The organism is Streptomyces sp. SA15, from assembly GCF_002291145.1.
Lineage (GTDB): Bacteria > Actinomycetota > Actinomycetes > Streptomycetales > Streptomycetaceae > Streptomyces.
Map to the genome: position 1 here is coordinate 1 of NZ_NTGE01000123.1, position 16592 is coordinate 16592.

Annotated in this window: 10 protein-coding genes and 1 pseudogene; 8 read left to right on the top strand and 3 right to left on the bottom strand. The window is 72.9% G+C overall.

The genetic code is table 11. The annotated features are described in order from the left end of the window. Positions 1-319 precede the first annotated feature (319 nt). Positions 320-1675: an SWIM zinc finger family protein gene (locus tag CLM62_RS28670; RefSeq protein WP_095752836.1), complete on the bottom strand. Its 1356-nt coding sequence runs from the start codon at positions 1673-1675 to the stop codon at positions 320-322. A gap of 157 nt (positions 1676-1832) precedes the next feature. On the opposite strand from CLM62_RS28670, the gene CLM62_RS28675 reads away from it, so the two are divergent. The 7 genes from CLM62_RS28675 to sucD all read left to right on the top strand — a co-directional run bounded on the left by CLM62_RS28675 (position 1833) and on the right by sucD (position 13048). After that, positions 1833-2963: an AAA family ATPase gene (locus CLM62_RS28675; protein WP_095752810.1), complete on the top strand. Its 1131-nt coding sequence runs from the start codon at positions 1833-1835 to the stop codon at positions 2961-2963. After that, positions 2960-5395, top strand: a complete 2436-nt coding sequence (locus tag CLM62_RS28680; protein ID WP_095752811.1) for a DUF5682 family protein — start codon at positions 2960-2962, stop codon at positions 5393-5395. The genes CLM62_RS28675 and CLM62_RS28680 overlap by 4 nt, the downstream gene beginning before the upstream one ends. Before the next feature lie 157 nt (positions 5396-5552). Further along, a complete protein-coding gene (locus CLM62_RS28685) occupies positions 5553-6749 on the top strand; it encodes a VWA domain-containing protein (protein ID WP_095752812.1) in 1197 nt (398 codons plus the stop codon). Between the two features lie 428 nt (positions 6750-7177). Beyond that, on the top strand, positions 7178-7894 hold the full coding sequence (locus CLM62_RS28690) for a hypothetical protein (protein WP_257004140.1): 717 nt from the start codon (positions 7178-7180) through the stop codon (positions 7892-7894). A 270-nt stretch (positions 7895-8164) separates the two neighbouring features. Next, the gene (locus CLM62_RS28695) at positions 8165-10513 is read left to right on the top strand and encodes a hypothetical protein (protein WP_095752814.1); all 2349 of its coding nucleotides are present in this window, start codon (positions 8165-8167) and stop codon (positions 10511-10513) included. 448 nt (positions 10514-10961) lie between these two features. Then, positions 10962-12140 carry an ADP-forming succinate--CoA ligase subunit beta gene (gene sucC, locus CLM62_RS28700; protein ID WP_095752815.1) on the top strand — a complete coding sequence of 393 codons (1179 nt, stop codon included), beginning with the start codon at positions 10962-10964 and terminating at the stop codon, positions 12138-12140. 23 nt (positions 12141-12163) lie between these two features. Beyond that, the gene (sucD, locus tag CLM62_RS28705; protein ID WP_095752816.1) at positions 12164-13048 is read left to right on the top strand and encodes a succinate--CoA ligase subunit alpha; all 885 of its coding nucleotides are present in this window, start codon (positions 12164-12166) and stop codon (positions 13046-13048) included. Positions 13049-13163: 115 nt separating this feature from the next. Here the strand turns inward: sucD and CLM62_RS28710 are convergent, their stop codons facing one another. After that, entirely contained in the window at positions 13164-14240 is a 1077-nt protein-coding gene (locus CLM62_RS28710; protein WP_095752817.1) for an RNA polymerase subunit sigma-24, read from the bottom strand. A gap of 105 nt (positions 14241-14345) precedes the next feature. On the opposite strand from CLM62_RS28710, the gene CLM62_RS28715 reads away from it, so the two are divergent. Further along, entirely contained in the window at positions 14346-15896 is a 1551-nt protein-coding gene (locus CLM62_RS28715; RefSeq protein WP_373559195.1) for a DUF6350 family protein, read from the top strand. Between the two features lie 217 nt (positions 15897-16113). On the opposite strand, the pseudogene CLM62_RS51945 reads toward CLM62_RS28715, so the two are convergent. After that, positions 16114-16592 (bottom strand): annotated as a pseudogene (locus CLM62_RS51945) (hypothetical protein); the annotation flags it as partial.

Below are 16592 nucleotides of genomic sequence, written 5' to 3' on the forward strand. Positions count from 1 at the left end.
GACCGGCCCGCCGCCGTACGGTCTCCACGGCCGCCGCGTCCAGCAGCGCCGCCGGCGCCTCCCGGCCCGGTGCGCAGCCCGGCGGTGTGCGCCGCTCGGTGCCGAGCAGGGCTGCCGTGACGAGTTCCTCCCAGGCGCCCGGCGTGGGCGCGGCCTCAGGAGCGGAAGTCCTGTTCATATGGTCCTCTCCGATTTCCGTGCTGTGCCGTGCCGATTCCGTGCCGTGCCGGTTCTGTTCCGGTTCCTTCCGCGCGGTGCCTGGAGTTCGTTGAAGGCTCACCTGGTTCGGGTGTCCAGTGGGACGGGACACATGCGTGGGTCAGCACAGCGCCACCGCCTCGCCCACTCCCTCCGGCCAGGCCGTCAACGGGGTGAAGCCCAGGTGGCCGCACTCGCCGAAGACCTTGACGGGTGCTCCCCCGGAAAGGGCGACCAGCCGCCACAGGCCTGGACGGGAACGGGCGGTGGGGGTGAGAGGCAGCGCCGCGTCACCGTCCGCGTCTGCCAGCTGCCAGGAGTCGCCGTCGGGGGTCGGCACGACCCGGTCCAGCGTCACCGGGACGGAGTCCAGCCAGGGGTCGTCCCGCAGCGCCTCGCCGTAGCGGGCGGCCGCCTGGGCCGTCGTCACCCCCGGCGGCCGTATACCCGCGGGAGCCGGCGGGGTGAACTGCTCGCCCAGGGCCGCGCGCGGTTGTCCGGCGCCCGGGTACGCCGACACCTCGGCCTCCAGCGTCAGGCCCACCGGCAGCGCGACCTCCGGTGCGCGGCCGGCGGCGCCATAAGAGAGGAGCAGTGCCGTACGGTCCGACTCGGCGCCGTACAGCCATATCCGGCGGGTCGTCAGGCGCGCGTCCGCCGTGTCGTACTGGGCGAGGACCAGCCAGCGGTCGCGTACCGGCGGGCCGTCCGCCGAGGTGGGCAGGCCGATCCTGGAGCGGACCGTCGCCGCCAGGCCCTCGGGCAGCCCCTCCCGGCGCAACCAGCCCTGGTCGAGGAGGTGGAGCAGCGCGAACTCCTCCAGCAGCCGCACCGGCCAGCCGGGCCCGGTCGACGGGATCGCCCCCAACTCCCGCACCCGAGCTGCCAGCCCGGGCGCCTGGGCGTCGACCATGCGGGCCGCCGTCTCCTCCCACATCCCGTACCCCACCTGCTCCGCGCCCGCCAGGCCGCCGCGCAGCAGGTCCGCCAGCCGCTGCTCCAGCTCCGTCGCCCCCGCCGTGATCCGCTCGGCGCGGCGCTCCGCCCTGCGCCGGGCCGCCTCGGGATCAGCCGACCCGGACGGGGAACCGGCCGCGTCCGCCGCCCGTTTCTCCGTCGCGCGCTGCCTTCTCCCCTCTATCCACTGCCCGGCCCACTCCGGCGGCTGCCCCGGCGGCACCGCCCCGTCCCCGCCCGCCCAGAGCAGCAGCAGCCCGAGCGCGTGCTTGCACGGGAACTTGCGGCTCGGGCAACTGCACTTGTACGCCGGTCCTGACGCGTCCGCGAGGTCCACGACCGTCTGGTACGGCTTGCTCCCGCTGCCCTTGCACAGCCCCCACACACTCCCCTCGCCACAACTGCCCGCCTCGGACCACGGCCCGGCCGCGCCGAGTTTGCTGCCCGCTTTGCGTGACGCGGCGTCAGGCGCCAGTGCCAGCACCTGATCCGCGCTCCAGCGCACCCCCTGCTGAGTCATGCCGTCGAAGGTAGATCCCACCACTGACAATCGGTCCCGCGAGCGAGGTGGCGCGGGCGGTCGCGAGCATGTTTCCGCAGGTCAGATCGCGTTGTCAGTGGCGTGGTGCAACGTGGATGCCAGATCCGAACCGGCCGAGCTGGAGGGGGACTCAGCCATGTCCTTGTCCGTAGAACCGACGTCCGTGGACGTGCGCGAGAAGGAGTCGACCGAGGCGTTGCGGCCGCATGCCGAGGACGCCTTCGCCGGCGAGCTCGCCGCGCTCGCCGCACAGGACGACCGTCCGCGCCCGGCCCGCTGGAAGATGTCGCCGTGGGCGGTCGCGACCTACCTGCTCGGCGGCACGCTGCCCGACGGCACGGTGATCACACCGAAGTACGTGGGCCCGCGCCGCATCGTCGAGGTCGCCGTCACCACCCTCGCCACCGACCGCGCCCTGCTCCTGCTCGGCGTGCCCGGTACCGCCAAGACCTGGGTGTCCGAGCACCTGGCCGCGGCGGTCAGCGGCGACTCGACGCTGCTGGTGCAGGGCACGGCCGGCACGCCGGAGGAGGCGATCCGGTACGGATGGAACTACGCGCAGCTGCTGGCGCACGGCCCCAGCCGTGACGCCCTCGTGCCCAGCCCTGTCATGCGGGCGATGGCGGAGGGGATGACGGCCCGTGTCGAGGAACTGACCCGCATTCCGGCCGACGTGCAGGACACGCTCATCACGATCCTGTCGGAGAAGACGCTGCCGATACCGGAGCTGGGCCAGGAGGTGCAGGCGGTCCGCGGCTTCAACCTGATCGCGACGGCCAACGACCGCGACCGCGGGGTCAACGACCTCTCCAGCGCCCTGCGCCGCCGCTTCAACACGGTCGTGCTGCCGCTGCCGGAGAGCGTGGAGGCCGAGGTCGACATCGTCTCGCGCCGCGTCGACCAGATCGGCCGCTCCCTCGACCTGCCGACCGCGCCCGACGGCATCGACGAGATCCGCCGGGTGGTGACCGTCTTCCGCGAGCTGCGCGACGGCGTCACCTCCGACGGCCGTACGAAGGTGAAGTCGCCCAGCGGCACCCTGTCGACGGCGGAGGCGATCTCCGTCGTGACCAACGGCCTCGCACTGGCGGCACACTTCGGCGACGGCGTGCTGCGGGCCGGGGACGTCGCCGCGGGCCTCCTCGGTGCCGTCGTCCGCGATCCGGCGGCCGACCGGGTCATCTGGCAGGAGTACTTGGAGGCCGTCGTCCGCGAGCGCGACGGCTGGAAGGACTTCTATCGCGCCTGCCGGGAGGTGAGCGCATGAGCGGCACCCGGGACGGAACGACGACTGCTGAGGAGCCGGGGAGCAAGTGGCCGGGGGCCGGGCCGTTGTTGCTCGGTGTGCGGCATCACGGGCCCGGGTCCGCGCGGGCCGTGCGGGGGGCGCTGGACGCGGGGCGGCCACGGGCCGTGCTGATCGAGGGGCCGCCCGAGGCCGACATGCTGATCCCTTTGGCCGCCGACGAGGACATGCGGCCGCCGGTCGCGCTGCTCGCCCATGCCGTGGACGAGCCCGGCCGTTCGGCGTTCTGGCCGCTGGCCGAGTTCTCCCCGGAGTGGGTCGCGATTCGCTGGGCTCTGGAGCACGACGTCCCGGCCCGCTTCATCGACCTGCCGGCCACGCACACCCTGGCGTGGGGGAGGGACCAGGAGATGGAGCCCACCGGTGAGGGGACCGACGCGTCCGAGCCCGGCGCCGACGTCCGCGTCGACCCGCTCGGCCTGCTCGCCGAGACCGCCGGATACGACGATCCGGAGCGCTGGTGGGAGGACGTCGTCGAGCACCGGGGCGGGGGGCAGGGCGACCCGTTCGCGCCGTTCGTCGCGCTCGAAGAGGCCATGGGGGCGCTGCGGGAGACGTACGGCAGCGGGGGCCACGACCGGGATCTCGTGCGGGAGGCGTTCATGCGGCTCCAGGTGCGGGCGGCGCAGCGCGAGTTCGGGGACGCGGTGGCCGTGGTGTGCGGTGCCTGGCATGTGCCCGCGCTGCGGCGGAGGACCACCGTCGGCGCCGACCGTGCCCTGCTGAAGGGGCTGCCCAAGGTCAAGGCGGACATGACGTGGGTGCCGTGGACGTACCGCAGGCTCTCGCGGCACAGCGGATACGGCGCGGGCATCGACTCGCCGGGGTGGTACGGGCATCTGTTCGGCGCGCCGGACCGGCCGGTGGAGCGGTGGCTGACCAAGGTGGCCGGCCTGCTGAGGGACGAGGACCGGATCGTCTCCTCGGCGCACGTCATCGAGGCGGTACGGCTGGCCGATACGCTCGCCGTGATGCGCGGCCGGCCGCTGCCCGGCCTGAGCGAGACCACCGACGCCGTGCGGGCGGTGATGTGCGAGGGCTCGGACGTGCCGCTCGCGCTGGTGCACGACCGGCTCGTCGTGGGGGACGTGCTGGGGGAGGTGCCGCGGGCGGCGCCGGCGGTGCCGTTGCAGCGCGACCTGGACCGGATCCAGCGGCGGCTGCGGCTCAAACCGGAGGCGCTGGAGCGCGAGCTGGAGCTCGACCTGCGCAAGGACACCGACGCCGAGCGCAGCAGGCTGCTGCACCGGCTGCGGCTGCTCGGGGTCGGGTGGGGCGAGCCGGTCACCTCGCGGGGCAGCACGGGGACGTTCCGGGAGACCTGGCGGCTGCGGTGGGAGCCGGAGCTGGCGGTGCGGGTCGCGGAGGCCGGGGTGTGGGGGACGACGGTGCTCGCCGCCGCGACCGCCAAGGCGGAGGCGGACGCGGTCGCCGCGCAGAGCCTCGCCGACGTCACCGGCCTCGCCGAGCGCTGCCTGCTGGCCGAACTGCCGGACGCGTTGCCCACGGTGATGCGGATCCTGGCCGACCGGGCGGCCCTCGACGCGGACGTCGGCCACCTCGCCCAGGCCCTGCCGGCCCTGGTCCGCTCCCTGCGCTACGGCGACGTGCGCGGCACGGACACCGCCGCGCTGACGGAGGTCGCCGCGGGCCTCGCCGAGCGCGTCTTCGTCGGCCTGCCGCCGGCCTGCGCCGCACTCGACGCGGACGCGGCCGAGGAGATGCGGCGCCATGTCGACGCGGTGCACGGGGCGGTGGGGTTGCTGGGCGACGTGGGCGACGGCCTCGCCGATGCCCACGGCGGCCTGCGTGGACGCTGGCACGCGGTGCTGCGGGTGCTGGCCGGGCGGGACAGCGTGCCCGGTGTCGTGCGGGGGCGGGCCGTGCGGCTGCTGCTGGACGACGGGGAGTTGGCGCAGGGCGAGGCGGCGCGGCTCATGGGGCTGGTGCTGTCGCCGGGGACGCCGCCGGGGGACGCGGCCGCGTGGATCGAGGGCTTCGTCGGCGGCGGTTCCGGCGGCGGCCTGCTGCTCGTGCACGACGAGCGGCTGCTCGGGCTGGTCGACGCCTGGCTGACCGGCGTGCCGACGGAGGCGTTCACGGACGTGCTGCCGCTGCTGCGGCGCACCTTCTCGGCATACGAGCCGGGTGTGCGCCGGACCCTGGGCGAACTGGTCCGGCGTGGACCGGGCCATCGGGGGAGCGGGGCGGCGGCCGGAGCCGGGATACCTGGCTTCGCTCCCGACCTCGACAGCGAGCGCGCGGACGCCGTGCTGCCGGTGGTGCGGCTGCTGTTGGGGCTGAGCGGCGCGGAAAGAGGCGCTGCGGAAATGGACGCCGAGGAAATCGAAGAAGAAGAGGACGCCGGCAACGACCTTGTGGGGGTGGCGTGATGACGACCGACCGGCTGAGTGAGCCGAGGCAGAGGGACAGGGCGGAAGGGGCGACGGACGCCGTCCGGGGCGGGTACGGATTCCGAGCGGAAGACCGGCCGACGACGACCGTGCCCGTGATGCCGCTCTGGGAACGGCTTCGTACAGGGGTGCGCGGATGACGACCGAGCCGGTGACGGAACCGATCGACCCGGCGTCGATCGACCCGGCGCAGGAGCGGCTGCGGCGCTGGCGGCTCGTGCTCGGGGGCGACGCCGCCGACGGCACCGGGCGTTCGCTGTCCGGGCGGGACGCAGCGATGGACGGGGCGTTGGCCGCGCTCTACAACAAGGGAGAGAAGCGAGACAAGGGGCAGGCGGGGCGGGACCGTTCGGCGGGGCTGGGGGCGTCGGCGCCGTCAGTGGCGCGATGGCTCGGGGACATCCGGACGTACTTCCCCTCCTCCGTGGTGCAGGTCATGCAGCGTGACGCCATCGACCGGCTCGGGCTGTCCACCCTGCTCCTCGAACCGGAGATGCTGGAGGCGGTCGAGGCCGACGTGCACCTCGTCGGCACGCTGCTCTCCCTCAACAAGGCGATGCCGGAGACGACGAAGGAGACGGCACGGGCCGTCGTGCGCAAGGTCGTGCAGGACCTGGAGAAGCGGCTCGCCACGCGCACCCGGGCCACCCTCACCGGCGCCCTGGACCGCAGCGCCCGCGTCAACCGGCCCCGCCACCACGACATCGACTGGAACCGCACGATCGCGGCCAACCTCAAGCACTACCTGCCGGAGTACGGGACGGTCGTACCGGAGCGGCTCATCGGGTACGGGCGCGCGTCCCAGTCGGTGAAGAAGGAGGTCATCCTCTGCATCGACCAGTCTGGATCGATGGCGGCATCCGTGGTGTACGCCTCGGTGTTCGGGGCGGTGCTGGCGTCCATGCGGTCGATCAGCACCCGGCTCGTCGTCTTCGACACGGCGGTCGTCGACCTCACCGACCAGCTCGACGACCCGGTCGACGTCCTGTTCGGCACGCAGCTCGGCGGCGGCACGGACATCAACCGCGCGCTGGCGTACTGCCAGTCGCAGATCACCCGCCCCGCGGAGACGGTGGTCGTGCTGATCAGCGACCTCTACGAAGGAGGCATACGGAACGAGATGCTCAAGCGGGTCGCGGCGATGAAGGCGTCGGGCGTGCAGTTCGTGACGTTGCTCGCGCTGTCGGACGAGGGGGCGCCGGCGTACGACCGGGAGCACGCTGCCGCGCTCGCCGGGCTGGGCGCGCCGGCCTTCGCCTGTACGCCCGACCTGTTCCCGGAGGTGATGGCTGCGGCGATCGAGAAGCGTCCGCTGCCGATACCGGACAGGTGATTTGTCGACCCGATGACGGTCGATGACGGGTGATTGACGGCCATTTGTCGACCTGTACGGGGTGGCAAAACGGATATGAGTGCTCATCGGTACCAGGGGGCTTGCGCAACCTCGGGAGTCCCATGCAAGGATCAACGCCCGTCAGCGGGGCGCAGCGTTCCGCTCGCTCCGCCTCGAGTACGGCTGCTCCGCATCGCGTACATCGTTCCGCCGCACGGAGGACCCTGCCCGCTTTGATCCTGCATGCCGCCCTTTCCGGTGCCGCTCTGCGCGTGACGCGTACGGCGGCCGGGCGGCGTGCGCTGCAAGTGGCATTGCTGGTGGGTGGGTTGTTCGTGCTCGGGCTCCTGTGCGGTGAGCGGGCTTATGCGGCGGATGGTGTGCCGTCGGCTCCGACGGAGAGCGTTCGGTCGTTGCCGGGGAGTGCGATGGGCGCGGTTGTGGACACACCGGCCGAGGCGACTGTCAAGGATGCGGCTGCCAAGCCCGCTGCGGTCCCCAAGGATGTAGTCGCCAAGCCCGCTGAGGTCACCAAGCGCGTCGTCCGGACCGTGGACGACCGTGTCGTGCGGCCGGTCGGTGATCTGGGGCGGAGGATGACCGAGGGCCTCGCCGACGTACAGGCGAAGGTGCCGCGGCTGCCCACCCTGCCCGAACCCACCCTGCCCGGCTCCCCTTCGCGGCCGGGCCTGCCGACCCTGCCTGGTCTGCCCGAGTCGCCCGGACTGCCCGTGCCTCCGGTGCACACACTGCCCGCCCCGGTGACGCCCGCGCCGCAACCGGGGTCGTCGGTGACGTCGCCGGCGGGTGGACCGGTCTCCGACGGACGTTCCGACGCGGAAGCGCCCCTCACGTACGGACCGCGGTTCGCCGCCGACGCCGCCGAAAGCGGTGTCGCGCCCACGGCCGTGCAGCGGACCGGCATGGTCGGCCCTGAGCCCGCGCACCAGGCGCCCACCGGCTATCCGGGCGGCGCGCTGAGCGGCAAGTCGGCGGTCGATCACGGCACGCCACGGCACGGCGACGCGCACGCCGTCACCCTCGACCACCGGGCACCGCTGCGGCTCGTGCCCGGCGCCGCCGCGCGTGCCGACGCGGACGGCACCCGGGACAGACACCGGGACATTCCCGTATTCCCCGGCTAGGGCAGGCCTTTCCCCCGCCGTAGACCTGCCGCGCGGGGGCGGAACAGGTCTGCCCGCCCGTCCGGACACCCCTCCGATCTCCGGACGGAAGCCCCCGGAGCCCTCATCCGATTCAGTGGTCCCCCAGGGTCCCCCCACGCCCCTGACCACGACCGGAACCGGCGCCGGAATGTCCCCAAGCCTTCCCAAGTCCCGCGGCTGCCGAGGAGCCCTCCTGAAGAGGGCCCCGCAGCTTCGGAACTCCTGAGGATCTAAGGATCTGACGCACGCATGAACAAGAACATCCGACGTTCCATCGTCATAGCCGCCGGGGTCACCGGCGCCTGGGCGCTGGGTTCCACCGCGGCCAGCGCCGACGAGCTGCCCGCGTCCGCCGTCTCCATACCGGACGCGACCACCGACCCGACGATCGACCCGACCGCCGCAACGGTCACTGATACGACGACCGGCGTCACCGACACCCTCGGCGCGGTCACCGACACCGTCACCGGCACGCTCGACGGCCTCGTCTCCGACGTGCGGGGTACCGTCAGCGGCGTCACCTCGACGGTCACCGACACCACCGCCACCACCACCGGTACGGCCAAGAAGACACCCGCCGACACGGCCGAGCAGGCCCGCCGGTACGTCGACGCGAAGGTCACCGTTCCGCAGGCGTCCAAGGCCAAGGTGAGGGGCGCCGCGGCCATCGAGGGCGCCAAGGCCGCCCGTGCCGCGAAGGCCGAGGCCACCACCGCCGTCGACAGGACCGCCACCACCGTCCGGGCCACCGCCACTGACGCCAGTGCTCCCCAGGACGAGATCGACTACCTCTTCGGCCCCCTCTCCGTCTTCGCGCCCGAGGTGGAGCAGGCGCTGGCAGCGGCCCAGACGAAGCTGCAGGGCGTGCAGTCGGCGACCCGTACGCAGGCGCAGGGCGTCGACGGCGTCGTACGGACGAAGGCGCAGCACACGGTCGCGGGCGCGGGCCGCACCGCGGCGGGCGTGACCGGCGCCGCGCAGGCCACGGTCGGGGGCGCCGAGGGGCGTACCACAGGCCTGGCAGGCACCGCACAGGGTGAAACCACCAAGGTCACGGCCGCCGCGGAGGCCACCGTCTCCTCCGTCCCGAGCCACGTCACCGGCACGGTCGGCGACACCGGCCAGTACGTGGTCGGCACGGTGGGCGGCGTGAAGCAGCAGGCCACGGGCACGGTCGGCGGCCTCCAGCAGCGCGTCGTCGGCACGGTGGGCGGCGTCAGGCAGCAGGCCACGGGCACGGTCGGCGGCCTCCAGCAGCGCGTCGTCGGCACCGTCGGTGGCGTAAGGCAGCAGGCCACCGGCACGGTGAGCGGCATCCAGCAGCAGGCCACCGGCACAGCGAGCGGCATCCAGCAGCAGGCCACCAGCACGGTCGCGGGCCTCCCCGGCACCGTCACCCCGGTCGTCCAGCAGACGGCGGACGCGGCCGTGCCGCCGGTGGTCGTCGGCGCAGCGCACGGCGTGCTGCCGGTCGCCGGCCAGGCGGTGGCGGGCGTCGTCCCGGTCGCCGAGGGCACCGTCGCCGACGTCGTGCCCGCCGCCGACCACACGGCCCACGGCGTGACACCGATCGCCACCGGCACCGCGACCGGCGTGACGCCTGTCGTTACCGGTGCCGTGAACGGTGTAGCTCCCGTCGCCACAGGCGCCGTCAACGGCATAGCCCCCATCGCCACCAGCACCGTCACCGGCGTCGCGCAGACCGTCGGCCACACCGCCGACGCCGCGACCGCATTCGCGTACGGAGTCGTCGCCGACATCCAGCCCGTCGCCGACGGTGTCGTCCAGGGTGCCCAGCCAGTCGCCCACGGCGTCGTCCAGGGCGTCCCCCCGGTCGCCGGTGGCGTCCTCCAGGGCATGCAGCCGCTCGCGGCCTCCGCCGTGAACGGCGTCCAGCCCGCCGCCGCCGGCGCCGTCACCGACGCACACGCCGTCGCCGGCCACGCCGTCACCGGGGTCACCCCAGTCGTGAACGGCGTCGTCGCGGACGTCCCCCCGTACGCCACCGGCCTCGTCGGCCAGGTCGCCGACGACTCCACGGGCGCCGTGCTGCCGCCCCTCGCGAACACCGCCGTGCACGGCGTGATGCCCGTCGCCGGGCAGGCCGTCGCGGACGCGGGCGGGCTGCCGTACGGCGTCGCGGACGACGTACGGCCCTTCGCGGGCGGGATCGCCGCCTCCGTGGCGCCGTTCGCGTACGGCGTGGCCGGTCACACGAGCGACCTGGCGTATGGCGTCACGGGCGAGGTGGCGCCGTTCGCGCACGGAGTCACCGGTGCCGTCCAGCCCCTCGTCGACACCGTCACCGAGACCGTCCAGCCGGTCGTCCAGGGCGTCGGCGGCAGCGCCACCGCGCTGGCGTACGGCGTCGCGGACGATGTACGGCCCTTCGCGGGCGGAGTCGTCGGCGAGGCCGCCCCGTTCGCCTACGGCGTCGGCGGTCAGGTCGCGCCCTTCGCCGAGGACGTGACCGGGACCGTCCGGGCCACCGCCGACCCGCTGGCCGGCCACGCCGTCACCGGCGTCCAGGGCGTCGCCGAGTCGACCACCCCGGGCTACCTGCACGGGACGTACAGCAACGGGACGTACGGAATCTGACCGCGGCGCGGCGAACGGCCGCGGCGGACAACCGGCTCCGTGAGGCCGCAGGCCCGGACGGCCGAAAGCCATCGGCTCGTCCGGCCGAAACCTCACGGATGGGGTCGGGTGGTCCCCATTGGGGTGGGGATCACTCGCCCCGCACCCCCTGTGCCCCTCGCACAGGGGCTGCTCAACGGGCCTCACCGGGTCAACCCCAGCCCGGTGAGGCCCCTCACATGCGGCACGGCGTGCCAGGGAGCTCGGCATCGTGTGACAGGTATCACCGCTCAGGTGTGACCCTCGATTTAGAGCCGCTCCGCAAGCGGCGATAACCTGCGAGACGGACATGCCGCGCGCTCGGACACCGTGTGCGCCTCCCTTGTGACAGACAGCGGACGTCACGTTGCCCTCGCGGCACGCCCACGCAGACAACGAACCGCGAGATCACTGATAGGGACGGAAGCGCGTGGACCTGTTCGAGTACCAGGCGAGGGACCTCTTCGCCAAGCACGATGTACCGGTGCTGGCCGGTGAAGTCATCGACACGCCTGAGGCGGCCCGCGCAGCCACTGAGCGCCTCGGTGGCAAGTCCGTCGTCAAGGCCCAGGTGAAGGTCGGCGGCCGTGGCAAGGCCGGTGGCGTGAAGCTCGCCGCCACCCCGGACGAGGCCGTCGCCCGCGCGACGGACATCCTCGGCATGGACATCAAGGGCCACACGGTCCACAAGGTGATGATCGCCGAGACGGCTCCGGAGATCCTGGAGGAGTACTACGTCTCCTTCCTCCTCGACCGTGCCAACCGCACCTTCCTCTCCATCGCGTCCGTCGAGGGCGGCATGGAGATCGAGGAGGTGGCGGCCACCCGTCCGGAGGCCGTCGCCAAGACGCCGATCGACGCCAACGAGGGTGTGACCCCGGAGAAGGCGCGCGAGATCGTCGAGGCCGCGAAGTTCCCGGCCGAGGTCGCCGACAAGGTGGCCAACGTCCTCGTCACCCTGTGGAAGACCTTCATCGCCGAGGACGCGCTCCTCGTCGAGGTCAACCCGCTGGCCAAGGTCGCCTCCGGTGACGTCATCGCCCTCGACGGCAAGGTCTCCCTGGACGAGAACGCCGAGTTCCGTCAGCCGGAGCACGAGGCCCTCCAGGACAAGGAGTCGGCCAACCCGCTCGAGGCCGCCGCCAAGGAGAAGAACCTCAACTACGTCAAGCTGGACGGCGAGGTCGGCATCATCGGCAACGGCGCGGGTCTCGTCATGAGCACCCTGGACGTCGTCGCGTACGCCGGTGAGAAGCACGGTGGCGTCAAGCCCGCCAACTTCCTCGACATCGGCGGCGGCGCCTCCGCGGCCGTCATGGCGAACGGCCTGGAGATCATCCTCGGCGACCCGGACGTCAAGTCCGTCTTCGTCAACGTCTTCGGCGGCATCACCGCGTGCGACGAGGTCGCCAACGGCATCGTGCAGGCGCTGAAGCTGCTCGCGGACCGTGGTGAGGACGTCACCAAGCCGCTGGTCGTCCGGCTGGACGGCAACAACGCCGAACTGGGTCGTCAGATCCTCTCCGACGCCAACCACCCGCTGGTGCAGCGCGTGGACACCATGGACGGCGCGGCCGACAAGGCCGCCGAGCTCGCGGCCGCGAAGTAAGGGATCAAGGGACTCAGACCACCATGGCTATCTTCCTCAACAAGGACAGCAAGGTCATCGTCCAGGGCATGACCGGTGCCACGGGCATGAAGCACACCAAGCTCATGCTGGCCGACGGCACGAACATCGTCGGTGGCGTGAACCCCCGCAAGGCGGGCACGTCGGTCGACATCGACGGAAACGAGATCCCGGTCTTCGGCACGGTCGCCGAGGCGATCGAGAAGACGGGCGCGAACGTATCCGTCCTCTTCGTGCCGCCGGCCTTCGCCAAGGCCGCCGTCGTCGAGGCGATCGACGCGGAGATCCCCCTCGCGGTCGTCATCACCGAGGGCATCGCCGTCCACGACTCGGCCGCGTTCTACGCGTACGCCGTGTCGCAGGGCAACAAGAGCCGCATCATCGGTCCGAACTGCCCGGGCCTGATCACCCCCGGTCAGTCGAACGCCGGCATCATCCCGGGCGACATCACCAAGCCGGGCCGTATCGGCCTGGTGTCGAAGTCCGGCACGCTGACGTACCAGATGATGTACGAGCTGCGGGACATCGGCTTCTCGTCGGCCGTCGGCATCGGTGGCGACCCGGTCATCGGGACGACCCACATCGACGCCCTCGCCGCGTTCGAGGCCGACCCCGACACCGACCTGATCGTGATGATCGGCGAGATCGGCGGCGACGCCGAGGAGCGGGCCGCGGCCTTCATCAAGGAGAACGTGAAGAAGCCGGTCGTCGGCTACGTCGCGGGCTTCACCGCGCCCGAGGGCAAGACCATGGGTCACGCGGGTGCGATCGTCTCCGGCTCGTCCGGTACGGCCGCCGCGAAGAAGGAGGCCCTCGAGGCCGCCGGCGTGAAGGTGGGCAAGACGCCGACCGAGACGGCGAAGCTGGCGCGCGAGCTCCTCGCGGGCTGAACCTGAGGCATCAAGAAGACCTGAGGCATCAAGAAGACCTGAGGCATCAAGAAGACCTGAGGCACGAAGAAGAAGGGCCCGCACTCTCACCGAGGGTGCGGGCCCTTCCGCACGCTCAGTGCGCCTGCGGCACCAGCCTCTCCGGCCCGCTCACCGTCTCCTCCCGCAGCTTCGCCCGTAGTTTCAGCTCCGCGTCCGACAACGCCCCCGGTGCCGTCCGCGGCGGCACCCCCCGCACGGTCTCGCCCGGCGGCACCGACGGTTCGTAGTGCGTCGGCGCCGTCCGCAGCGTCAGTACCGTCGTGCCGATCAGGGCGACGGTGAAGGCGATGGCGGCCTGCGTCCAGAAGCGCGCCTTCCGCTCGCTGCCCGCCCGCACTGTCGCCGGCCTCGCGGTGCGCAACCGCAACCGCTCCGCGGAGGCCACTTCAGCCAGTCGCCGGTGCAGCTCGGAAGGGTCCGCCAGCTCCGGCAGGCGCGCGGCGACCGTCTGCCGCGCGTTCAGCAGACGGTTCACGGTCGCCGGTGTGCTCGCCTCCGTCTCCGCCGCCGTCTCCGGCAGGTCGAGGCCTACACCGTCGTACAGCAGGAGCGTGCGGCGCTGCGGCGGCGGGAGTTTCAGGAGTACGTCGAGCAGCGCGCGGTCGGAGGCGACGGCGGGCGGTGGTTCGGGGTGCCGGTGGCGCAGGCGGAAGCGGTGCCAGGGGGAGAGGGCGCACTCGTACGCCGTCGCCCGCACCCAGCCCGCCGGGTCGCGGTCGCGGGCCACCTCGGGCCAGCGCTGCCAGGCGAGCTGGAAGGCGCGCTCGACCGACGCGCGGGCGAGTGCGCGCCGCCCGGTGAGGAGGTACGTCTGCCGTACGAGGGCGGGGGCGCAGAACGCGTAGAGGGCGTCGAAGGCCTGAGCGGGTGTCAGGAGGGAGGCGGCTTCGGGCGCGGCCTCTTCCCGACGCTCCGTCACTTCCCCTGGCGCCGACCTCTCCCGAGGTGCCCTCGCCAGCTCGGCCAGCAGGAGCGCGTACGCCTCGCGCTTGCGGCCACGCGGTGTCGTACAGCCGCTCTCCCATCCGCGTACCGTCTCGCCCGCGACGCCCAACCGCGCCGCGACCTGAGCCTCCGTCAACGACCCGGCCTCGCGCAGGCGTCGGCGCTCGTTGGGCGGGGGGAGCGGGGTGGCAGGACTCTGGGTCACCGAGCGCCCCTTTGTGCGAAAAGGTACATAAACTTATATTGGGCGACACGTCGGGGGTTCGCTTGTTACGACGAGAAAGCGCGTGTCGTTGGGAGCATGGCGGCCATGATCCAGACGACCGCCGGCCGCCCCCCGTTGCCGTCCCCGCACACCCGGATGCGCGACCGGTCGCCCGGACTGTGCGCCGGTCTCCTGGGTGGCGCCCTCGCGGCGGGGTTGGGGCTCGGCGGGTTCGCGGCGCTCGTCATGGTGCTCTGGATCAGCTCGCCGTACCCCGACAGCGGGCTCGGTGGCGCCCTGCACGTCTCCGCGTCGCTGTGGCTGCTGGCGCATGGCGTCGAACTGGTCCGCACCGAGACGCTCTCCGGCGTTCCCGCGCCCATGGGCGTCACTCCGCTGCTGCTGTTCGTCCTGCCGCTCTGGCTGGTGCACCGGGCGGCGCGGGACGCGGTCGACGGGACCGACGGGGAGGACGAAGGGCCGCCGCCGGTCCCGGCCCGCACGGCGTGGACGGGCGTCGTCCTCGGCTACCTCGGCGTCGGCGCGGTCGCCGCGCTCTACGCCTCGGGCGGGGCGCTGCGGCCCTCGTGGATGTGGACGTGTCTGTGCCTGCCGTTGGCGGTCGGGGGTGCGGCCGGGGCGGGGGTGTGGACGGCGTACGGTCACCCGCGGGCGGCGCTGGGCAGGGTGCTGGTCCTGGCTCCGGTGGGAGTACGGCGTCTTGTCGTCGGGCCGGATGCGTGGGGCCGCGTCGGTACGGCCGCGCGGGCCGCGGGGGCCGGGGTGGCGGTGCTCGTCGGGGGTGGGGCGGGGCTGGTGGGGGCGTCGCTGGTATGGCACGGGGGTGCGGCGCGGGCGTCCTTCCTCCAGCTGACGGAGGGATGGTCGGGGCGGTTCGCCGTGCTGCTGTTGTGTCTTGTGCTGGTGCCGAACGCGGCGGTGTGGGCGGCGGCGTACGCGCTCGGGCCGGGGTTCACGCTCGGTGTCGGCCATGTGGTGACGCCGGTGGCCTCGGACTCTGCGCCGCTGCTTCCGCCGTTTCCTCTGCTGGCGGCGGTGCCGGATGGAGGTGCCGGGATGCCGCTGCACTGGGTGGTGGTTGTGGTGCCGGTGGTGGCTGGGGTGATGGTGGGGTGGTTCGTGGGGCGGCGGGCGGTCTGGTCGTGGGGGTGGACCGCCGGGGTCGCTGGGCTGGCTGCTGTGTTGTGTGCGGGGCTGGTTGCCGTGCTTGCCGCGTTGGCGGGCGGGCCGCTTGGTATGGGGGCGCTGGCGCGGTTCGGGCCGGTGTGGTGGGAGGTGGGGGGTGCGGCGCTGGTGTGGGTGGGAGTGTTGGCGGTTCCGGTGGCTTTGGCGGTGCGCGCGTGGGGTCGCCGGGGGCGTGGGGACGGTGGGGACGTTGGGGACGTTGGGGCAGCGGCCAGGGTCGGGAAGCCGCGGGGGGAAGTGGTGGGGGAAGGTGCCGGCGTTGGTGCGGGTGGGCGTCGGTGGGCTTCGGTCGGGGGGTGGTTCTCTCGTACGAAAGCGTCGGCGGGGTCGGCGGGGTCGGCCTCTACGCCGACGGGCTCCGGCGGGACGCCGTTCATGCCCTACGACGACGCTGGTGAGGCGTACGACTTCCTGCCGGTCGAGGGCGTGGAGCCGCCGGGCGCTTCGTGAGGTGCTCGGCGTTGTGGTTGCCGTGAGGGTGATTTCGCCCCCTCCGCCCCTTCCCGTCCCGACCCTGGGGGCTGCCGCCCCCAGACCCCCGCTGTCGGCCCTGAACGGGCCTCGTCCTCAAGCGCCGGACGGGCTGAGATGCGGACCTGCGTGGGGAAGTCCTGCCGGCCACAGCATGCTCAGGCAGAAGGCACCTGACCGGAGTGTCAGGACCCCGTCAGCTGTTCGCCCCCAACACCCCCCGCAGCCCCTCCGGCAGAAGGTCCGAGCAGGCCTGTTTCGCCTCGTTCGTGAGGGCGTCGTTCGTGCAGGTGTAGTAGTCGCTGTAGACCATCTTCGCGGTGAAGCCCGCGGCGACCAGCGCGATGGCCAGGGACGCCGTCACCAGGCCGCTCACCGCTGCCGTGGTCTGGGGGCGGGCGTTCTGGACGGGGGCCGGGGTGTCCGGGTCGGGGGTGCGGGGCTTGGCGCGCAGGGCGCTGATGCCCCAGTACAGGGCCAGCGCACCGAGCAGCAGTGCCACGTACGGCCAGCTGAAGAGCGCGAAGAAGAAGGCCCACATGCCGCACAGCAGGGCGAACCGTGCGTGGCGCTGAGCCGGGTCCGTCGGGTCCCAGCGCATGCCCGAGCCCGCGCCGCCGCCCTGGCCGCCCTCGGGACCGCCGCCCTGCCCGCCGCCTCCGCCCGGGCGCTCGC